This is a genomic window from Rudaea sp. (genome assembly GCF_047601565.1).
Taxonomy (GTDB): domain Bacteria; phylum Pseudomonadota; class Gammaproteobacteria; order Xanthomonadales; family Rhodanobacteraceae; genus Rudaea.
In genome coordinates, this window is the sequence record NZ_JASGIY010000001.1 from 346,603 (window position 1) to 368,525 (window position 21,923).

Here is a 21,923-nt window from a genome sequence, read left to right on the forward strand (position 1 = left end):
GCCCCCCAACTACGCCGAAACAGGCCATCTGCGCCAGCTCGTTCTCAAAATGAATACGATGCGGAGACGCCTATCGTGCGTGGCTGCATGTACGACACGAAATGTTGCGTGGGATTGTCGTAGTTGATCGCCGGCCCGCCGCCGAGGACACCACGCGAGTCGGTCAGGTTGTTGATGTACAGGTTGATATCCCAGGGGCCGCGCATCACCGAGAAATTTGTATCGACGAAGCTGTAGCCCGGGTAACGCAGTCGCGTATCCGTGAACGTGCCGCCGAACTCCGCGTAACGAACGCCGACGTGACTGACGGAAGCGTTCAGCGCGCCCTCCCAGCCACCAGCCAAGGAAAATTTCTGCTCGATTCGCAACGATCCCGAAAATTTGCTGCTGTAAGGCAACTGATCGCCCTTGAGGCCGTAAGCGGTCGATGACGACGGAAGATCTTCCGCCAGTTCCGCGTCGTTGAATGCCGTCACCAGGGAGACGGTAGTGCCCTGCCAGGGACGCCACTGTGCGGAAAGCTCCAGTCCCTGGCTCGTCGCTTTGCCGCCGTTGGCGGTATACGAAATATTATTCGCCTTGTAAATCTCGGTGATCTGCATTTTCCTCCAATCCACGTAGTAGAGGGCGGCATCCAATGTAAGCATGCGATCGAACAGGTCGCCCTTGAAACCGAACTCGTAGTTCGTCGTCCGGTCCGGATCGAACTGCTCGGGCACCCCGTTTCCCGGCATGTATGCGAGGTTGGTGCCGCCGACCCGATATCCCGTGCTGAAACGCGCATAGAACATCATGTCAGGCGTGATCTTGAAGCGCGGTGTGATCAGATAAGTGAAGGCATTGCCCTCGGCGCGGATGGTCGGCGTCACCTGCGTATACGGATCATCCAGCGGACCGAAACTGGTGCTGCCCAAGGCTTGACGATTCGAGCTCTCGCGCGCGCCCAGTTGCAAGTCCAACGCGTCGGTGAAGTGCCAAGTGACGTTGCCGAATATGGCGCGTTCCGCCATCGTGTTCGGCGTGTACAAGTTGTCCGCCAGCGGCCCCGCGTTTGCGCCGCTCAGAATGTCGGCTGCATAAAAGTTCTGATAGCTCGCACCATCGTCTTCGTGCGTGTAGAACCCGCCGATCATCCACTCCAGTTTCTGATCCTGCGGCGAGGTCAGACGTACCTCCTGCGAGAATTTCTTGGTCAGATAGAGATTCCTCAAGGGAGATCCGGAAACGCCGTACATGCTCTGCGAGAACGAACCGAACAGTTGGCTGAAGTCGTACAGCGCCCAGTACCTGTTGGTGTTGTAGGCGGTCAGGGAGGTCAGGTCCGCATCCCCGATCTTGCCAAGGACTCTGAGCGAGTAGACCTTGAGCGAGTTGGTATAGCTGTTCACGCCCCGCATTCCGGTCTGGCTGTAGTCACCGATCGTCGGCTTCAGATTTTCGTCGGCGTTGACTTCCGCCGAGCCGGTGCCCACGCCGCTCTGCAACATCACGTTGAACTTCACCGAAAGATTCTCGGAGGGAGCCCACAGCACGGACCCCATGCCGCCGTGATACTGCGCCCGGTCCACGTCCTGCTGACCGGTCGTGACGTTGTCGACATAACCCGCGTCACGGCGGGTGAAGCCGCTCAATCGCACGGCAAGAACGTCGTTGACCGGCAGGTTGACCGCCGCGTGTACACCATAGCCATTGCCTCCGTGATCGACCGTGCCTGCAGAAACCTGGACACGACCGCTGATCCCCTCGGTCGAAGGATCCCGGGTGACGACCTTGACGACGCCGCCGAGACTGTCCGCACCGTACAGCGTGCCCTGCGGTCCGCGCAGCACCTCGATGTGATCGAGATCGCTCGGATCGATGTCCGGATAGGTGACGCCGCCGAAATTCCATCCCAGGCTCGACCCGAAGGGAATGTCGTCGATGACGAAGGCAACACTCGGATTGCTGTAGGCGGTGGTGCTCAAACCTCGCAACGTGATGAATTGCGTGCCGCCAAAATTGGCGTTGCTCGACAGGCTCATGCCCGGGATTTGTGCGTAATAGTCCTGGATGCGCAGTTGATTGTTTGCCGCCAGTGCGTCCGTCTCGAGAACCGAGACCGCCACAGGCACGTCCTGGAGCCGCTCCTGCCGCTTCTGCGCCGTGACGACAACCTCTCCCAGTTCGGACGGCCCCGAGCTCGCACCCGATTCCGGATATGCCCTTCTGGAATTCGATGGGCTCCGCGGATCCTGTGCATGCATGGAGGCGGAATTCTTCCGCTGATCCGCCTGAGCCGGAAGAAGTCCATTGTCTGCCGGATCTCCCGGGACATTTGTATTGCCTTGGTCCCGTGATTGCGATGCAGGAGCCGCAGGTGATGATGACGACGGCGCCGGTCCCGCAGCATCGCGGTAAATCGTCACCGTCTTTTCGTCGACATATTTGTAGGAAAACCCGGTTCCCGAGAGCAGGCCGGCGAGTGCTTCTGCAGTCGTCAGAGACCCATTCACGCCAGGTGTTCGAGCATCGCCGACAACGGAACTCAGATAAAGCACCTGAAATCCACGCTGCGAAGCAAGCTTCTTCAGCGCCTGCCCCAGAGGTTGGGATTCGATGTGCGTATACTGCTGGACCGCGGCGCTGACTTTTCCAGCCACTGCCGGATTCCACACACCAAGAGCCAACACCGCAGAAACGAAAACGACTCGCATAGATTCTCCCAATCGTGTTAGCAGACCTTGCCTATCCGTCGCAGCCTCGAGAAGACGACGACCCCATCCAACGATAGAGCGTCACGGGAACGAAACTGGGTAAATGGCGGATGTCCCAAATCTTGCGGGCACCGCGCAAAATTCCTCTTTGCTCATCATTCGACGAAAGCCGGGATCCAGCGCCTGAAGTTTCAAAGGTTTGAAAGTCGCCGGATTCCGACCTTCGCCGAAGTGGCGGAATTTTTCGAGGTGGCCTTGAGTCAAGGCGTGGCCGACGTTATACGGACCGTTTGTTCGGACTCCACGATGCGGATTCCTGGCTGACTGCGCAGGAAGAGCAAAAGCGAGCCGGGATCCGTCGAGGAATACACGCCACTGATGCCCAGCGTGGCCAAGCGCGGATCGTCGACGACGAGATGCCGTGCGCTGTAGCGGTTGAATTGGTCGACGACCTCCGACAATGGCGTCGCCTCGAAGACCAGTTTTTGCTGAACCCACGCGGTCGCCGTAACGATGTCCGCATGCTTGGGCTTGACTGCGGATTGAGGCGTCACAATCGCCTGCTCGCCAGCGCCGATCAACAGCAAATCGGCTGGCATGCCGCCCGCAAGGACACTGGGATCAACGCTCGAATTCGGCCACAGAACGCGTGAGAAGTCGCTTCCCGGAGACGTGACTGCAACCCGGCCTTCGATAACGGTCACGATTGTGCTGCCATCATGACGCTGGACATCGAACTGCGTCCCGACGGCGATGACTTCGCGTGTACCTGCCACAACGACGAACGGACGCTGCTTGTCTTTCGCCACCCGGAACAATGCTTGCCCCGCCAGCAGATTCACTTCGCGCACCTGCCGCGTAAAATGCACGCGCACCGCACTTTCCGAATTGAGATCGAGAAACGAACCGTCCGCGAGGGTGATCGAGCGCTGCTCGCCCTTGTCGGTGCGATACTCCGTGTAGCCGCCAAGAGACCACCAGCCGACGAAAGCGATCAGGAGCGAGGCCACAGCCGCGAAAGCAACTTTCAGTATCCGTCGCGGCGTTCTCGTCGGAATTCGCGCGGGCGCAGGCGACGATGTGTCGAGGGGAATGATCTCCGCATCGGCGGTCTTCGGCGCTTCTAGAAATGCCTCTATGCCTACTTGGCCGCGCGCCTCACCGCCAGGCATCTCCGCCCATAGCTGCGCAAGCTCGAGATAGGCATGGATGTGCACAGGCGAACTACGCAGCCACTCGCTGAACCGCTTTCGCGCCGTCGCATCGACGTCGTCGAAACGAAAAGCCGCGAACCACTCGGAGGCCTCCGCGAGGATCTGGTGATTGGAAACGGGATGTTCTCTGCGCTTCATTTGACGTCACTTCCTGTTTCTGCAGCACGCTGACGGCAATGCTCCATGGCGCGCGCCAGATACTTCTTGACACTTTCTCGCGAAACCCCCAGCTTCTGGGCGATCTCCTTGAGCGACTCCCCGTGAACACGCGCGAGTACCAAAGTGGTGGCCACTCGCGGCGGCAAATCCTTCAACAATGCCTGCAACTGTTCGAGCCGCTGATCGAATGCCGCGGACGCTTGTGGATCGTCCGGCGCGACGAGCGCGCTTCCGGCCAGAATTTCCGCAATGTCTCCGCTTGCAGTGTCGACGGATTCCTGGGCCCGGTGCTGATGCACCACATGACTCGCAACGGTAAAAAGATAGGCTTCCGGGTTCCGTATCTGGCCGTGATCCTCGACCCGCAAGAGCCTCAGGAAGACCTCCTGCGCCAAATCCGGCACATCCGCCGAATTTCGCAGCCGGGCGGCCAAAAATCGTTGCAGCCGCCGGCCGTACTGCGCGGCGATGCTTCCAACGAACCCTGTCTTCGAGCGGCTGTGCACGCGTGAACTCCAGGAAATTCCAATCATCCCTCAAATTGAGCGCCGAAGAAGGAAAATTGGGTAGCGCGCGCGGCTCGACCACGACGACACCGATACCGGATGTGCCCATGCGCGGCCCGGGCGGCCCGGAACGTACCGCGGCGAAACACCACGGTGTCCACGTGCGCCGAGGTTCTTTTCGCCGCGTTCGATCGGCACGCGCGCCGCCTCGCCGCGTAGAATGCGCGCGAGACGAAAAGGATTCAGCCAAAAATCGACCCATGCCCGGAAAAACCGTCGTCGCGAGCCTGCCCGCGATCCTCCTCGCCTGCCTGCTCGCGCTGGCGTCGCGCGCGTCCGCGCAGGAGGAGAACGATTTCGGCGCACGCCCGCCGCCTGTGCGGCCTGCCACGGCAAGCACGGCGAGGGCGTGCGTGGCGCGGAGTACTATCCGCATCTCGCCGGCAAGCCGGCCGGCTATCTGTTCGAGCAGCTGAAAGGGTTCCGCGACGGCCGCCGCGCCAGCGCGCAGATGGCCTGGTATGTGCGTTTCGCCGACGACGCCTTCCTGCGGCGCATCGCCGATTTCTACGCGGCGCTGCCGCCGCGCACGCGCAGCGCGGACACAGGCGCGGCGCAGTTGACCGAGGAACGCCGCCGCGTCGCGCAGAGCCTCGTCGAACACGGCGACCCGGCGCACGACGTGCCCGCGTGCAGCGCCTGCCACGGCGCGAATCTGGCCGGGCTTGAGCCGGGCGTGCCCGCGCTGCTCGGCTTGCCGGCGGATTACGTCATCGCCCAGTTCGGCGCGTGGCGCGAGGGCGTGCGCAACGGCGCGCCGCCCGACTGCATGCACGACGTCGCCGGCAAGGTCGCAAGCGACGACATCCGCGCGATCGCGGCGTACCTCTCGCAGCAGTCCAACGTCGATGGCGTGCGTCCCGCGCCGGCCGGCAGCTTCGTGCCGCCGAAAGCCTGCGGATCGCTGCCGCACGCGCAGGTGGCGAAATGAAAGCGTGGCGCATCGCCGGCCTCGCCGCCGTCCCGTTCGTGCTCGCCGCGCTCGCGATCGGATTCTTCCTGTTCGAACGACAGGGCGGCCTTGCGCCGTATCGCATTCCGCACGCCAGCGGCCGCGTCGTCGCGAACGACGCGCAAACGCTCGCGCGCGGCGAATACCTCGCGCGCATCGGCGACTGCGCGGCCTGCCACACCGCGCCGGGCGGCGCGCCGTTCGCGGGCGGCCGCGGCTTCGCCACCGGCTACGGCATGATCTATTCCTCGAACCTGACGAGCGACCGCGAACACGGCATCGGCGCCTGGTCGATCGACGAATTCGCACATGCGATGCGCCACGGCGTCAGCCGGCGCGGCCCGCTGTATCCGGTGTTTCCTTACGAGCATTTCGCAACGCTCGCCGACGCGGACATCGAGGCGATCTTCGCCTGGCTGCGCAGCCTGCCCGCAAGCGCAAACGTGCCGCCGGCGAACCACCTCGACTTCCCCGCAGGCTGGCGTCCGGCGCTCGTGCTCTGGCGCATGCTGCACTACCGGCCCGTTCCGTCCGCGCCAGCGAACGAGGATCGCGGCCGTTATCTCGTCGACGGACTCGGCCATTGCGCGATGTGCCACAGCACGCGCGAGGCGAACGGCGCGCTCGCCGCCGACGGCTATCTCGCCGGCGGGCGCATTCCGGTCAGCGGCTGGTATGCGCCGCCGCTCGACGCGAAACGGTTGCAACGCTATTCGATCGAACAACTCGCGGACTATCTGCGCTCGGGCGCAGGCGACTACGGCGCCGCCTACGGGCCAATGGCCGAAGTCGTGTACCGCAGCCTGCAATTCCTCGACGAGGAAGACGCCGTGGCGATGGCGCGCTATCTCAAGAGCGTGCCGGCGCGGCCCGCGCGCAAGGCAGCGTTCACGCTGCTGCCCGAGCCGCCGCGCGAGCCCGTCGCCGGCAACGGCGCGGAAATCTACTGGCGCCACTGCGGCGACTGCCACGTCGACGACGGCGAAGGCAAAAGCGGACAGTTTCCTGCGCTGCGCGACGCGGTCGCGGCGAGCGCGCCCGATCCGATCGACGCCGTGCGCATGGTGCTCTACGGCGGCTTCGCCGCGGCGACCGCGCGCAATCCGCAGCCGTATTCGATGCCGCCGTTCGTGCAGACGTTGAGCGCGGCCGAGATCGCCGCGGTCACTCATTACGTGCGCGAAACGTTCGGTGGCCAGCGCTCGCAGTTGACCGCCGCCGATGTGGAGGCGATGCACGGCATCGTGCTCGATTGAAGGAAACATGCTTATATGATCAGTTGACAATCCGCAGAGCAGATCAAAAGAGTCGCCACGAAGACACGAAGAAAAGCGAACAGAACAAGATCGTGATTTTTCTCCGATTTTCTTCGTGACTTTTCCTTCGTGACCTTCGTGATCTTCGTGTCTTCGTGGTAACTCTGTTGATTTTCGGACGTTTGTTAATTGATCAGATAAGCATGGAAGGAAGCGCACGTGCCCACCGCGATCCAGACCGACCTCGCCTTCATCCTGTTCCTGCCGGCGTTCTGCATCGTCGGCGCGCTGTACTGCTTCTATCCGCGCGCGCCGCGCGGTGCGCCGCGTCGGATCGCCGACCTGGCCGTGCTCGCGCTCGCCGCCGTTGCGAGCATCGCCGCGATGCGCTGGGGCTTCCGCGCGGCGACGGGCGTCGGCGGCGCGCTGTGGCGGCAGGTGCTCGCCACGCTGCTCGCGTTCGGGTTCTTCTTCGCCACGGTCGGCGTCGCCGCGCTCGTGCGCGCACGCTGGTTCCGCCGTTTGCGCGCGCGCCTGTAGCCGCGTGATGAATCGCGCCGCCGCTGCGGCGTGCGTCAGCCGCGGAACGAAAATCCGCCGCGCGTTTTCTCGTCCTCGACCAGGTCCACGTCGCCCAGGCCCTGCGCGAGCGTGCGCGCGTCGCCGCCCTGTGCGAGCTTGATCTTGAGGCGCACCTCGTTGGACGAGTCGGCGTAACGCAGCGCGTCCTCGTAGGAAATCTCGCCGGCGTGGTAGAGCGCGACGAGGCTCTGGTCGAACGTGCACATGCCGAGGTTGGTCGACTCCTTCATCACGTCCTTGAGCTTGTGCACCTCGCCCTTGCGGATGTAGTCCGAGACGAGCGGCGTGCCGAGCATGACCTCGATGGCGACGCGCCGGCCCTTGCCGTCCGGCGTCGGGATGAGCTGCTGCGCGACCACGCCCTTCAAGTTGAGCGAAAGGTCCATGAACAACTGCGAGCGGCGATCCTCGGGGAAGAAGTTGATGATGCGGTCCATCGCCTGGTTGGCATTGTTCGCGTGCAGCGTGCACAGGCAAAGATGGCCGGTTTCGGAGAATGCAATCGCGTGCTCCATCGTCTCGCGCGCGCGCACCTCGCCGATCATGATGACGTCGGGCGCCTGGCGAAGCGTGTTCTTCAGCGCGTTCTCCCAACTGTCGGTGTCGATGCCGATCTCGCGCTGGGTGACGATGCAGCCGGCATGATTGTGCACGTATTCGATCGGGTCCTCGATCGTGATGATGTGGCCGGTCGAATTCTGGTTGCGGTAGCCGATCATCGCCGCGAGCGAAGTCGACTTGCCGGTGCCGGTCGCACCGACGAAGATGATGATGCCGCGCTTCGTCATCGCCAATTGCTTGATGATCGGCGGCAGGTTGAGTTCTTCGGGCGTCGGGATCTTGCCCTCGATCCGGCGCAGCACCATGCCGACGTTGCTGCGCTGGTAGAAGCAGCTCACGCGGAAGCGGCCGACGCCGGCGAGCGCGATCGCGAACTGGCATTCGTGCGTCTTCTCGAACTCCTCGCGCTGCGAGGGCGTCATCACGCTCAAAACGAGGTCGCGCGACTGTTGCGCGGTCAGCGCCTCCTGCGTGATCGGCGCGATGCGCCCGGCGATCTTGATCGAAGGCGGCAACCCGGCCGTGATGAACAGGTCCGATGCCTTCTTGTGCACCATCAACTTGAGGTAGGAGTTGAAATCGGCTGGACTCATGGCGATTCCTCGTTCACACGTTGACGAACGACGCGGCGATCACTTGAACACATCCTTGTTCTTCGCATAAGTCGCCGCCTCCTGGCGCGTGACCTGCCCGCGCTTGACGAGGTCGAGCAGGCACTGGTCCAGCGTCTGCATGCCGAACGCGCTGCCGGTCTGGATCGTCGAATACATCTGCGCGACCTTGTCCTCGCGGATCAGGTTGCGGATCGCGGGGATGCCGACCATGATCTCGTGCGCGGCGATGCGGCCGCCGCCGACTTTCTTCAGCAGCGACTGCGAAATGACCGCGCGCAGCGACTCCGACAGCATCGAGCGCACCATCGGCTTCTCGCCCGCGGGGAACACGTCGATGATGCGGTCGATCGTCTTCGCCGCGCTCGAGGTGTGCAGCGTGCCGAACACGAGGTGGCCGGTCTCCGCCGCGGTCAACGCAAGACGGATCGTTTCGAGGTCGCGCAACTCGCCGACGAGCACGTAGTCTGGATCCTCGCGCAGCGCCGAGCGCAGCGCCTCGTTGAAACCGTGCGTGTCGCGGTGCACCTCGCGCTGGTTGACCAGGCACTTGTTCGCGGTGTGGACGAATTCGATCGGATCCTCGATCGTGAGAATGTGGCCGTACTCGTTCTTGTTGATGTGGTCGACCATCGCCGCGAGCGTGGTCGACTTGCCCGAGCCGGTCGGCCCGGTGACGAGGATCAGGCCCACGGGCTGGTCGATCAGTTCCTTGAAGATCTTCGGCGCGGCGAGGTCGTCGAGCGTGAGCACCTCGGAGGGAATCGTGCGGAACACCGCGCCGGCACCGCGGTTCTGGTTGAACGCGTTGACGCGGAAACGCGCCAGCCCGGCGATCTCGAACGAAAAGTCGATCTCGAGGAATTCCTCGTAGTCGCGGCGCTGCTTGTCCGACATGATGTCGTAGACGAGCGAATGGACCTGCTTGTGTTCGAGCGCCGGCATGTTGATGCGGCGCACGTCGCCGTCGACGCGGATCATCGGCGGCAGGCCGGCCGAGAGATGCAGGTCCGATGCCTTGTTCTTGATCGAGAAGGCCAAGAGTTCCGCTATGTCCACATCCCTACCCCTGTCGTCGGCCGCTTGCCGGCCCGCTGGCGGCGAGTATAACGTGGGCGACGGGCAACGATGTGTGGCACAGGCATGGATTCGAGCGAAAACTACCGGGTCGTGTGCGAACGCGTCGCCGCCGCCGCGCGGCACGCCGGGCACGAGGTGACGCTGCTCGCGGTCGGCAAGACCCAACCGGCCTCGGCGCTACGCCAACTGGCCGCGCTCGGTCAGCGCGCGTTCGGCGAGAACTACGTGCAGGAGGCGCTGGCCAAGCAGCGCGAACTCGCCGGTCTCGGTCTCGAATGGCACATGATCGGCCCGCTGCAGTCGAACAAGGCACGCGAGGTGGCGGCGCGTTTCCACTGGCTGCAAAGCCTGGACCGGACCAAGCTGGTCGCCGCGCTCGACCGCCATCGTCCTGCCGACGCCGTGCCGCTGCAGGTGCTGATCCAGGTCAACATCGACGACGAGGCGAGCAAGTCCGGTTGCCGGCCTGCGGACATCGGCGCGCTCGCCGAAGCCGTGCGCGCGGCGCCGCGACTGACCCTGCGCGGCCTCATGACGATTCCGGCGCCGCACCCCGACCCGCGTCGCCGCGAAGCCGCATTCGCACGAATGCGCGTGCTGTTCGATGACCTGCGCCGCGCCCACGCCGGCGTCGACACCTTGTCGATGGGCATGTCCGACGACTTCGAAGCCGCGATCGCGCACGGTGCGACGCTGGTACGCCTCGGTTCCGCCCTGTTCGGGCCGCGCCGGTGAATTTTGTGCCACAATTCGCGCTTCTCGCAAACCAACCGTAGAAGCGAGAAGTTCGCGCCCTGCGGCTTGACGCAGGCCGTCTTCCAGCACAATTCTTCGTTCCGAGATGGACAGGGTGTTTCTCTTCCGTGGAAGCCTCGTCCGGACCGGGTTCCCGGCCGTGACGGTATCGGCGTGCCCGCGATCCGCCGAATCCGCCGCCGGCTCCGCGCCCCGTCCGCGCCGGCAAGACGAGGGCTCGCCGTGAACTCCGCGCCCGGCGCACGCGAAAGCCTGCCGGCCACGGCATCGTTCGCGCACATCGGCCGCGCGCTGCTGTCGATTTCGGCGCTCGCGATCATCGTCGTCGGCGCGGGCGCGTTCCTGCTCAGCTACCATTTCCTGCACGAGCAGACCGCACGCCATCTGCAAACGCTGGCCGGCTTCGCAGCGAGGGAGAGCCGCAGCGCGATCGAGTCCCGCGACACGAAGGCGGCCGAGGAAATCCTGCAGTCGATTCCGAAGGACGAAGGCATCGTCTACGCCGAGATTCGCGACAGCGCAGGCACCACACTCGCACGCATCGACAGGCGCACGAACGGCTGGGCCGACCGGCTCGGGGAATGGATCGGCAACGAACACATCGAACAGGACGTGATCGGCGAAGGCGGCCCCATCGGCAGCATCGCGCTCGAAGGTGGCAGCATGCCGGTGCTGCGCGCGCTGCGCAGTCTGCTCGTCTGGTTCGTGCTCGGCGGGTCGGTCGTCGCGCTGTGCGCGCTTTCGCTCGCGCGCGCCTACACACGACGCTTCACCCAACCCATCCGGCAATTGCGCGCCGTGGTGGAACACCTGATCCAGGAACGCGATTTCCGCCGGCGCGCGCCGTCGTCTTCGCTCGCCGAAATCGAAGACCTGCGCCTGGAATTGAACGCCCTGCTCGACGAAATCAGTCTGCGCGACCGTCTCCTCACGCAGAGCAACGCCGCCTTGCAGCGCGTGGCCTACGTCGACGCGCTGACCGGCTTGCCGAATCGCGCGATGTTCGAACCGATGCTGCAGCAGACGATCGCGGCATGCGACCGCGACCGCACCCGCGCCGCCCTGTTCTATCTCGACATCGATGCGTTCAAGTCGGTCAACGACGGCCTCGGCCACGCGGCCGGCGACGAGTTGCTCAGCCGCATCGCGGCCCGCCTGCGCGCGTGGCGACCTCACGAGACCACTGCCACGCGCATCGGCGGCGACGAATTCATCGTGCTGCTTTCGCCGCTGGCGAACGACTCGGATCTCGACGGACTCGTCGCCGAGCTGCACGCGCAACTCGAATTGCCGATGCAATACCATGGGCTGACGATCCACCCGAGCGCAAGCGTCGGCATTTCGGTCTATCCCGACGCGGCGCGCGACGCCGAGGACCTTCTCCATCTCGCCGACCGGGCGATGTACGCGACCAAGAGCCGACGCTACGGGCAAGGCCGGGTCACGCACTGGCAGGCGAACCGGACGCCGGGCACGCTGGAGCCGGCGAATTCGGACCAGCCCGCCACCGACAGCGCCATATAGCCATCGAACAAAACCCCCGCTCCGTCGTATCCTCTCCCGTTCGCAACGAAGAAAACCGCCATGCAAGCACGCATCCCCGCTTCACCGCGCCAGCCGGCGCTGGTCGCACCATGACGGGCAGCGCATCACGCATCGCCTTCGTCGGCGGCGGCAACATGGCGCGCAGCCTGATCGGCGCGCTCGTTCGCGCCGGCAGCGCGGGCGCGGACATCGCCGTCGCCGAGCCGAATGCCGACCTGCGCGCCGCGCTCGCGCGCGATTTCGGCGTCGCCGCGCACGCCGAGGGCGCCGATGCCGCGCGCGACGCCGATGCGATCGTGCTTGCGGTCAAGCCGCAGGCAATGAAAACCGTCTGCGCCGCGCTGCGCGAGGTCGTGCAGGCGCGCCGGCCGCTGATCGTGTCGATCGCCGCCGGCATCCGCCTCGACCAGATCGACGCCTGGCTCGGCGGCGGCCTCGCCGTCGTGCGCTGCATGCCGAACACGCCCGCGCTGATCGGCGCCGGCGCCGCCGGCCTCGTCGCGAATGCGCGCGTGGATGCGAGTCAGCGCGAATTGGCGCAGCGCATCCTCGACGCCGCCGGCCTCGCCGTATGGATCGCCGACGAAGGGCTCATGGATACGGTCACCGCGCTGTCGGGCTCGGGTCCGGCGTATTTCTTCCTGCTCGTCGAGGCGCTCGAAGACGCGGCCGTCGCCCAGGGCTTGCCGCGCGAGGCCGCACGCGCACTGGCGACACAGACCTGCCTCGGCGCCGGGCGCATGCTGCGCGAGGATGGGGAAGCGCCGGCCGTGCTGCGCCAGCGCGTGACCTCGCCGAACGGCACCACCCAGGCCGCGCTCGACAGTTTCGAGGCCGACGCGCTGCGCGCCGTCGTCGCGCGCGCCGTCGCCGCCGCGACCCAACGCGGACAGGCGCTTTCCGCGCAGTTCGAATAGCGCTCCACCGACAACGAAACTTCCATCGTCGTTCCGGCCGGGATTGCCGGAATCCCGTCGCAGGGAAGTAACGCCACCACGCCCATCGCGGGCGCGTGCAGAGTAATGACCGACATGCCTTATCTGTTCAACGCCGCCGCATTCCTGATCCAGACGATTTTCGATTTTCTCGTCGGCGTGTTTCTCGTGCGCGCGATGCTGATCGCGGTCAACGCCGCGTTCTACGACCCGGTCTGCCAATTCGTCTACAAACTCACCAATCCGGTCGTCGCGCCGATCCGTCGCCTGCTGCCACGCGTCGGCAAGATCGAAATCGCCTCGATCGCCATCGCCTATGCGCTGGCGTTGGTCGAATTGGCCCTGCTTGCCGCCCTCGGTCTGCGCGTCGGCGCATTCGGCTGGCTGCTCGGCGCCTTCGTCGCCGTGTTCGGCATCGCCGTGTGGATCGTGTTCTGGGCGCTGCTGATCCGCGCGCTGCTGAGCTTCTTCGCCGACGAACGCGCGCATCCGAACGCGCGCGTGCTCGTGCAGCTCACCGAGCCTGTCGTGCGTCCGTTCCGTCGGCTCGTGCCGCCGGTCGGCGGAATGGATTTGTCATTCCTGATCGCTTCGGTCGTACTGATCCTGGTGCGCCTGCTCGCGATCATGCCGCTGACCGATCTCGCGGCACGGTTGTAGAGGCGCGAGCCAACGCGCCCCGCGCCGCCGGCCTGCCGGGGCCCGGCGAGCCGATCGGGAAAAGCCCGGGTTCGATGAACCCGGGCTTTGGTGCGACCCGAACCGCCCCCGCTCTACGACGATGCGCGCCCGCGCATCGCCATCGCCGCGGCGGCAGAGAGCAGGAACGCCATCCATACCAGCATCCAGCGCGCATCTAGCGGAACCGGCTGTGTCGGAACCGAAGGCGTCGTCTGCGGCACATAGCTTGCCGCTGCGGACACCGACTGCGTACACGCGCTCACGGCGCCCTGGCTGTCGTTCGGGTCGTAACAGGCCAGTGCCGTGTTCGTCACCGCGGACGGCGTGGCCGCCGTGTACTTGGCCTGGAAAACGATGACCACACGGTTCGGCGCGGTCGCCGGGTTCGCGGCACCCACGTCGGAAGCCAGCGTGGCATCGACTAGCACGCGGTTGTTGGCCGAATCGAACGCGCAGCTCGATATCGCCGACGATCCGTACTGCGTGCAGGTGATGCTGCCCGAAACGTAACTCAGGCCCGCCGGCACCGCATCGCGCACTTCGGTGTACTGCGCCGCCGCGTTCGCATCGTTGTCGACCACGATGGTCCAAGTCAGGGTCGGCAGGCCGGTCGCATCCACCGACTTGGCGATGAACGGCGGATCGAACGTGACCACCGGAATGCTCGGCGAGCACGACGTGCAATCGCCGGTATCCGTCATCACCGTGTTGACGATCGCGCCCGCGGTCACCTGTGCGTTCACTTGCACGGTGAACGTCGTCGACACGCTCGCCCCGGCGCCCACCGACTGCGTCTGCGTGCAGGTAGTCGGGTTCGTCGTCGTTCCGGCCGTGCATCCCGTCCATGTTCCCTCAGCGGAGCCACCGCCGGCGTAGATCGTCTGCGCCGGCACGGTCTCGGTCAGCCCGACCGAAGCGGTCGCGCCGCCCGAATTGACGCTCGTGATCGTGTACACCAGGACGTCGCCCGCCTTCACGCCCGCACCCGGCGCACTGCCGTTGACACTCGTCAGCGTCTTCGTCACCGTGATCGACGGCGCCGTCACCGGCGTGCTCACGCAGCTCTGCGTGCCCGTGCAGCTCGTCGGCGGCGTCGCGCACGTCCCCGGCGTCCCCGCCGTGCATCCCGTCGGCGGCGTGTCGTCGCTCGTCGCCAGGTTGAAGATCGTCGTCGTCCCCGCCGGCAGCGGGTTCACCGGCGTGACCACCACCGTCGCCACCACGCTGCTGTTCGCGGTGATCGCCGGCCACGTGATCGCACACAGCGTGCCCGCCGCCTCACCGCCCGTGCAGTCGCTCGTCGCTCCGCTGATGCTCGTGAACGTCGTGTTCTGCGGCACCACCTCATACGTCACGTAGCCCGCCGCCTGGTTCGTCCCCGTCCCGTTCGCCGCCGTCAGCGTGTAGCTGATCGGCGCCCCCGCGCTCGCACTCGTCGCACTCGTCGTCTTCGTCACCGTGATCGACGGCGCCGTCACCGGCGTGCTCACGCAGCTCTGCGTGCCCGTGCAGCTCGTCGGCGGCGTCGCGCACGTCCCCGGCGTCCCCGCCGTGCATCCCGTCGGCGGCGTGTCGTCGCTCGTCGCCAGGTTGAAGATCGTCGTCGTCCCCGCCGGCAGCGGGTTCACCGGCGTGACCACCACCGTCGCCACCACGCTGCTGTTCGCGGTGATCGCCGGCCACGTGATCGCACACAGCGTGCCCGCCGCCTCACCGCCCGTGCAGTCGCTCGTCGCTCCGCTGATGCTCGTGAACGTCGTGTTCTGCGGCACCACCTCATACGTCACGTAGCCCGCCGCCTGGTTCGTCCCCGTCCCGTTCGCCGCCGTCAGCGTGTAGCTGATCGGCGCCCCCGCGCTCGCACTCGTCGCACTCGTCGTCTTCGTCACCGTGATCGACGGCGCCGTCACCGGCGTGCTCACGCAGCTCTGCGTGCCCGTGCAGCTCGTCGGCGGCGTCGCGCACGTCCCCGGCGTCCCCGCCGTGCATCCCGTCGGCGGCGTGTCGTCGCTCGTCGCCAGGTTGAAGATCGTCGTCGTCCCCGCCGGCAGCGGGTTCACCGGCGTGACCACCACCGTCGCCACCACGCTGCTGTTCGCGGTGATCGCCGGCCACGTGATCGCACACAGCGTGCCCGCCGCCTCACCGCCCGTGCAGTCGCTCGTCGCTCCGCTGATGCTCGTGAACGTCGTGTTCTGCGGCACCACCTCATACGTCACGTAGCCCGCCGCCTGGTTCGTCCCCGTCCCGTTCGCCGCCGTCAGCGTGTAGCTGATCGGCGCCCCCGCGCTCGCACTCGTCGCACTCGTCGTCTTCGTCACCGTGATCGACGGCGCCGTCACCGGCGTGCTCACGCAGCTCTGCGTGCCCGTGCAGCTCGTCGGCGGCGTCGCGCACGTCCCCGGCGTCCCCGCCGTGCATCCCGTCGGCGGCGTGTCGTCGCTCGTCGCCAGGTTGAAGATCGTCGTCGTCCCCGCCGGCAGCGGGTTCACCGGCGTGACCACCACCGTCGCCACCACGCTGCTGTTCGCGGTGATCGCCGGCCACGTGATCGCACACAGCGTGCCCGCCGCCTCACCGCCCGTGCAGTCGCTCGTCGCTCCGCTGATGCTCGTGAACGTCGTGTTCTGCGGCACCACCTCATACGTCACGTAGCCCGCCGCCTGGTTCGTCCCCGTCCCGTTCGCCGCCGTCAGCGTGTAGCTGATCGGCGCCCCCGCGCTCGCACTCGTCGCACTCGTCGTCTTCGTCACCGTGATCGACGGCGCCGTCACCGGCGTGCTCACGCAGCTCTGCGTGCCCGTGCAGCTCGTCGGCGGCGTCGCGCACGTCCCCGGCGTCCCCGCCGTGCATCCCGTCGGCGGCGTGTCGTCGCTCGTCGCCAGGTTGAAGATCGTCGTCGTCCCCGCCGGCAGCGGGTTCACCGGCGTGACCACCACCGTCGCCACCACGCTGCTGTTCGCGGTGATCGCCGGCCACGTGATCGCACACAGCGTGCCCGCCGCCTCACCGCCCGTGCAGTCGCTCGTCGCTCCGCTGATGCTCGTGAACGTCGTGTTCTGCGGCACCACCTCATACGTCACGTAGCCCGCCGCCTGGTTCGTCCCCGTCCCGTTCGCCGCCGTCAGCGTGTAGCTGATCGGCGCCCCCGCGCTCGCACTCGTCGCACTCGTCGTCTTCGTCACCGTGATCGACGGCGCCGTCACCGGCGTGCTCACGCAGCTCTGCGTGCCCGTGCAGCTCGTCGGCGGCGTCGCGCACGTCCCCGGCGTCCCCGCCGTGCATCCCGTCGGCGGCGTGTCGTCGCTCGTCGCCAGGTTGAAGATCGTCGTCGTCCCCGCCGGCAGCGGGTTCACCGGCGTGACCACCACCGTCGCCACCACGCTGCTGTTCGCGGTGATCGCCGGCCACGTGATCGCACACAGCGTGCCCGCCGCCTCACCGCCCGTGCAGTCGCTCGTCGCTCCGCTGATGCTCGTGAACGTCGTGTTCTGCGGCACCACCTCATACGTCACGTAGCCCGCCGCCTGGTTCGTCCCCGTCCCGTTCGCCGCCGTCAGCGTGTAGCTGATCGGCGCCCCCGCGCTCGCACTCGTCGCACTCGTCGTCTTCGTCACCGTGATCGACGGCGCCGTCACCGGCGTGCTCACGCAGCTCTGCGTGCCCGTGCAGCTCGTCGGCGGCGTCGCGCACGTCCCCGGCGTCCCCGCCGTGCATCCCGTCGGCGGCGTGTCGTCGCTCGTCGCCAGGTTGAAGATCGTCGTCGTCCCCGCCGGCAGCGGGTTCACCGGCGTGACCACCACCGTCGCCACCACGCTGCTGTTCGCGGTGATCGCCGGCCACGTGATCGCACACAGCGTGCCCGCCGCCTCACCGCCCGTGCAGTCGCTCGTCGCTCCGCTGATGCTCGTGAACGTCGTGTTCTGCGGCACCACCTCATACGTCACGTAGCCCGCCGCCTGGTTCGTCCCCGTCCCGTTCGCCGCCGTCAGCGTGTAGCTGATCGGCGCCCCCGCGCTCGCACTCGTCGCACTCGTCGTCTTCGTCACCGTGATCGACGGCGCCGTCACCGGCGTGCTCACGCAGCTCTGCGTGCCCGTGCAGCTCGTCGGCGGCGTCGCGCACGTCCCCGGCGTCCCCGCCGTGCATCCCGTCGGCGGCGTGTCGTCGCTCGTCGCCAGGTTGAAGATCGTCGTCGTCCCCGCCGGCAGCGGGTTCACCGGCGTGACCACCACCGTCGCCACCACGCTGCTGTTCGCGGTGATCGCCGGCCACGTGATCGCACACAGCGTGCCCGCCGCCTCACCGCCCGTGCAGTCGCTCGTCGCTCCGCTGATGCTCGTGAACGTCGTGTTCTGCGGCACCACCTCATACGTCACGTAGCCCGCCGCCTGGTTCGTCCCCGTCCCGTTCGCCGCCGTCAGCGTGTAGCTGATCGGCGCCCCCGCGCTCGCACTCGTCGCACTCGTCGTCTTCGTCACCGTGATCGACGGCGCCGTCACCGGCGTGCTCACGCAGCTCTGCGTGCCCGTGCAGCTCGTCGGCGGCGTCGCGCACGTCCCCGGCGTCCCCGCCGTGCATCCCGTCGGCGGCGTGTCGTCGCTCGTCGCCAGGTTGAAGATCGTCGTCGTCCCCGCCGGCAGCGGGTTCACCGGCGTGACCACCACCGTCGCCACCACGCTGCTGTTCGCGGTGATCGCCGGCCACGTGATCGCACACAGCGTGCCCGCCGCCTCACCGCCCGTGCAGTCGCTCGTCGCTCCGCTGATGCTCGTGAACGTCGTGTTCTGCGGCACCACCTCATACGTCACGTAGCCCGCCGCCTGGTTCGTCCCCGTCCCGTTCGCCGCCGTCAGCGTGTAGCTGATCGGCGCCCCCGCGCTCGCACTCGTCGCACTCGTCGTCTTCGTCACCGTGATCGACGGCGACACCGTCGTCACGCTCGCGCAGGTGTCGCCGCTCGGACACGTATTCGTCGGTGGCGTCGTGCAGACCGTGCCGCTCGTCGTGCAGCCCGCTCCCGGCGGCACCGTCAGGTCCTGCGTCGCCACGTTGTACACGCTCGTCAGTCCCGCCGGAAGCGGCGTCAGCGTCGTGAACGTCACTTCCACCACCTGGTCCGTGCCCGCCACCACCGCGTTCGTCACCGTGATCGTGCACAGCGTGCCCGCGGCCGCCGGCAGCGTGCAGTCCGTCGTGCCATTCGAAATCGCCGTGAACGTCGTGTTCTGCGGTACGACTTCATAGAACTGATAGCCCGCGGCCTGCGTCGTGCCCGTCACCGTGTTGGTCACGGTCAGATCGAACACCGCATCCTGGTTTGCGCCGATCGGATTCGGCGTGGTCGCGTCCACCGTCTTCGCCACGGTGACGCTCGGAATGCTGGTGGGATTGTTCGTGCAACTGGCAGGCGCCGTGCAACTCGGACCCGTCGGTGGCGTCGTACAGGCGCCGTTCGCCGTGCACGTATTCGGCAGTGCGGTCGAGGCCAGGTTGTAGATGCTCGTCGTGTTCGCCGGCAACGGGCTGTTTACCTGCACCGTTACGTCTACCGTCGTCGTGCCGTTCCCCGGAACTGCCGAGGCCGTGTCGATCTGGCATGCCGTGCCCGCCGCCGCACTCAGGGTGCATGCCGTCGTGCCCGTCGCGGCTACCGCTGTCAGTATCGTGTTCTGCGGCACGACTTCATACGCCGTGCCCACACCGGCCGTCTGACCACTATTGCTGTAGGTCAGTGTGTATACGATCTGATCGCCCGCGCCGACTACCGTCGACGAGTTGGCCGGACTACCATTTACCGTCTTCACCGTCTTTGTCACGGCGATGCTCGGCAGAGTATTTAGCGGATTGACGATCGTGCCGCTCGCCGTACCGCCCGCCGCCATCGCCGTCGCCGCGGGCTGCGTGTACGTCGGCGTACCCCAGGTGTAGTTCGTCGGTGCCGTCGGCTGCGTGCCTTCGCTGATCGTGCAGTTCGTCGAACCGGCCGGAATGCTCACAGTCGTCGAACCGGTCGTCGCGTTCGCGGCCACGTCCACCGTGCCGGAATACGTCGCGTCGGGGGTCGAGCACGCCACGCTGAACGGGAATGCCATCGCGCTCGTCGTCGCCGGGCCGCCGGTGATGTTCTTCGTCACCGTCAGCGTGCCCGGGGCAAGCGTGTTCGTGATGGTGCAATTCAGCACATCGCCGGCGGCAGGCGTGAATTCCGGCCATGCCTGCTGGGTGGCTTGGGCGGTACCGCTGCCGCTCGGCGGCACGGTGGCGGAACCCGTCGTGGCGTTGGTGCAGGACAACAACGCAATGTAGTTGCTCGGCGCCTGATCGGTGCCCGTGCCGCCGGCTTTGAGCGCTTCGGTGAACTGGAGCGTGGATCCGGCGGGAAGCACGATCTGTCCCGTGCTCGCGCTCGTTCCGGTTCCGCTGGTGGTGGCGCTGCCGTTGGTCACCGCGATGCCGCCCGACAACATGCGGACCTGGATCTGGTCGGTCGTCGCGGCACGATTGGGCAGTTGCTTGTTCAACGTCACCCAGACCAGCGTCGGCGTGTTCTGGCAGGCGGAGGCCGTGAAGGTTCCGGCACCGGAGCCGGTTACGGTCGCGGCTACGCTGTTGAACAAGCCGGCGCCGCTCGCGCCGCAACTGTCGTTGCCGGTCTGGCCCGCGTTGACGGTGAAACGCACGGTCATCGTATAGGTTTCGGTCTGGCCGTCGGCCAGCGCATGACTGGTATCGAGCGCCCACGGACCGGCGCTGTTCACGGGCGTGCCGAGCAGAGTTCCTCCGCAAGTGCTGCCGCCAGTCCTCGTGCACGACAGCGCCGTCAGGCTGTTGATGGTCACATCCGCATCGAAAGAAGGGGTGTCGGTCAACGAATAGGTTCTCGACACGCCTGAGGAATTGTCGACGACGATCGTATAGGTGATGTCGTACTGCGCCCCGGAAACGAGCACCGGCGCCGACGCCGTCTTCGTCACGGCCAGCGCGCCGTCGTCGTCGATGATGGTGTAGTCCCAGGTGGTCTGCGCCGTACCGCCGCAGGTCGTGTTGGAAGACAGCAGATAGTCCGTGCCGGACTGGATCGTGAACTGGATGTCCCGGTTCGATTGCACCGTGGTGTTGCCGGCGACATAGACGGGCAACTGGAACAAGCCGGTGGTGACGCCGTCGTAGACGCCCGCCGGCACGCTCACGCTCAGCGTATTGCTGGTCCCCGTGGCGGTGTTGGTGAAATAGTCCGTGCCGTTCGCCGCCGTGCCGCCGGTGATCGTGACCGTGACGGTGAAAGCGGCCGTGACGGTGCCGTTGACGCGCAGCGTCGGCCGGTTGGCGAGAAGATTGCTGCCGCTGTCGCCTTCCAGATCGGAGCTGCTCGGGCTGACGAAATCCACGACCGGCGCCAGCGCAAGCTGGACGTCGTCGAGCAGGTTGCCGCTCGTGGTTCCGCCGACGGCCTCGAAGCCGAAGTTGGTCAGGCCGGTCACACCGGGATAGTTGAAGCTGCCGGAGTATTTGACCCAGGTCGCGTTGCCCGAGATGTTTGCTCCGGTCGCGGTGCCCAGATTCGCTGTCGGCGTGGTGAACGTGCCGTTGTTGGTCGTATCCACCGTCGCCACGACGGTGCTGCCGCCGATCACGACGTTGGCAACGTCCGGCGTGGTGGCGCTGCCACGGCCGCGATGGTCGAACTGCCAGTTGACCTGCTCGCCGTTCATCAGGCAGACGCTCTGATACAGGCGCGACGCGAGCGCTGCATTGAGTTCCGCGATCTGCGTGCCGCCCGGCGCGTCGACCTCGCCGCCGGATGAGTTGTTGCGAGGTGTTTTCCACAACTCGATGATGGGTCCGGGCGACGTGCCCAGGTTGGTCGTGCCCGCACTGCCGTTCACCACGCAGCCGCCGGAATTCTCGGTTGCATAGTTCGCATGCGTCGTGCTCCACCCGGGCACTTGCGACTGGTTGATGTAGACGCGGCAGCCGGCCGTGACCAAGTCCGGCGTCTCGAATCCGGGATTGGCGAAGCTGCGCTGTACCTGGGCAAAGGCCGGCGCGGCAATGCAGCCCAGCAAAAATGCCATGCAGCCGAAAGCTTTCTTTGCCGGGCTGGCCGAAACGTTCACACGCATGATTTGCATCTCACTGGCGCCCGGACGCGCCGAGCAGCCTGCTCGCGCGGTCGTGGGCAGAAAGGGTGGAGCCGCAATCGCCGCTGATGCGGCAATCTTTTCGGATGAGCCTGTTTGAAACGACGCTTGAACTCGTCGCGATCGATGCGCGCAGCGGCGCGAATCGTCACGGCATGCAACGACACCTTCTACGAGCGTTGTCCACG

Annotated in this window: 13 protein-coding genes; 7 read left to right on the forward strand and 6 right to left on the reverse strand. The window is 66.2% G+C overall.

The features are described 5' to 3' along the window. Positions 1 to 44: 44 nt before the first annotated feature. The 3 genes from QM741_RS01520 to QM741_RS01530 form a co-directional block, all read right to left on the reverse strand. Positions 45 to 2,693, reverse strand: a complete 2,649-nt coding sequence (locus QM741_RS01520; RefSeq protein WP_415205985.1) for a TonB-dependent receptor domain-containing protein — start codon at positions 2,691 to 2,693, stop codon at positions 45 to 47. Positions 2,694 to 2,953: 260 nt separating this feature from the next. After that, on the reverse strand, positions 2,954 to 4,045 hold the full coding sequence (locus tag QM741_RS01525; protein ID WP_415205986.1) for a FecR family protein: 1,092 nt from the start codon (positions 4,043 to 4,045) through the stop codon (positions 2,954 to 2,956). Beyond that, positions 4,042 to 4,572: an RNA polymerase sigma factor gene (locus QM741_RS01530; RefSeq protein ID WP_415205987.1), complete on the reverse strand. Its 531-nt coding sequence runs from the start codon at positions 4,570 to 4,572 to the stop codon at positions 4,042 to 4,044. Before QM741_RS01530 ends, QM741_RS01525 begins: the two co-directional genes overlap by 4 nt. Before the next feature lie 220 nt (positions 4,573 to 4,792). Here QM741_RS01530 and QM741_RS01535 point away from each other — a divergent pair, with 220 nt between their 5' ends. The 3 genes from QM741_RS01535 (at position 4,793) to QM741_RS01545 (ending at position 7,380) form a co-directional block, all read left to right on the forward strand. Continuing rightward, positions 4,793 to 5,563 (forward strand): c-type cytochrome, encoded by a 771-nt coding sequence (locus QM741_RS01535; RefSeq protein ID WP_415205988.1) that lies wholly within the window; start codon positions 4,793 to 4,795, stop codon positions 5,561 to 5,563. Then, positions 5,560 to 6,840, forward strand: a complete 1,281-nt coding sequence (locus QM741_RS01540; protein WP_415205989.1) for a c-type cytochrome — start codon at positions 5,560 to 5,562, stop codon at positions 6,838 to 6,840. The genes QM741_RS01535 and QM741_RS01540 overlap by 4 nt, the downstream gene beginning before the upstream one ends. Positions 6,841 to 7,059: 219 nt before the next feature. Further along, positions 7,060 to 7,380, forward strand: a complete 321-nt coding sequence (locus QM741_RS01545; protein WP_415205990.1) for a hypothetical protein — start codon at positions 7,060 to 7,062, stop codon at positions 7,378 to 7,380. A 35-nt stretch (positions 7,381 to 7,415) separates the two neighbouring features. Here QM741_RS01545 and QM741_RS01550 read toward each other — a convergent pair whose 3' ends face one another. Continuing rightward, a complete protein-coding gene (locus QM741_RS01550) occupies positions 7,416 to 8,576 on the reverse strand; it encodes a PilT/PilU family type 4a pilus ATPase (protein WP_415205991.1) in 1,161 nt (386 codons plus the stop codon). A gap of 39 nt (positions 8,577 to 8,615) precedes the next feature. After that, entirely contained in the window at positions 8,616 to 9,653 is a 1,038-nt protein-coding gene (locus QM741_RS01555; RefSeq protein WP_415205992.1) for a type IV pilus twitching motility protein PilT, read from the reverse strand. Positions 9,654 to 9,737: 84 nt separating this feature from the next. Between QM741_RS01555 and QM741_RS01560 the strand changes: the two genes are divergently transcribed. The 4 genes from QM741_RS01560 (at position 9,738) to QM741_RS01575 (ending at position 13,570) form a co-directional block, all read left to right on the forward strand. Then, positions 9,738 to 10,409, forward strand: a complete 672-nt coding sequence (locus QM741_RS01560; RefSeq protein ID WP_415205993.1) for a YggS family pyridoxal phosphate-dependent enzyme — start codon at positions 9,738 to 9,740, stop codon at positions 10,407 to 10,409. 243 nt (positions 10,410 to 10,652) lie between these two features. Then, positions 10,653 to 11,954 (forward strand): diguanylate cyclase domain-containing protein, encoded by a 1,302-nt coding sequence (locus QM741_RS01565; protein ID WP_415205994.1) that lies wholly within the window; start codon positions 10,653 to 10,655, stop codon positions 11,952 to 11,954. Positions 11,955 to 12,064: 110 nt separating this feature from the next. Beyond that, on the forward strand, positions 12,065 to 12,892 hold the full coding sequence (gene proC / locus QM741_RS01570) for a pyrroline-5-carboxylate reductase (protein WP_415205995.1): 828 nt from the start codon (positions 12,065 to 12,067) through the stop codon (positions 12,890 to 12,892). A gap of 114 nt (positions 12,893 to 13,006) precedes the next feature. Beyond that, positions 13,007 to 13,570, forward strand: coding sequence for a YggT family protein (locus QM741_RS01575; protein WP_415205996.1), 564 nt, complete (start codon positions 13,007 to 13,009; stop codon positions 13,568 to 13,570). 113 nt (positions 13,571 to 13,683) lie between these two features. Here the strand turns inward: QM741_RS01575 and QM741_RS01580 are convergent, their stop codons facing one another. Then, entirely contained in the window at positions 13,684 to 21,669 is a 7,986-nt protein-coding gene (locus QM741_RS01580; RefSeq protein WP_415205997.1) for a hypothetical protein, read from the reverse strand. Positions 21,670 to 21,923 lie beyond the last annotated feature (254 nt).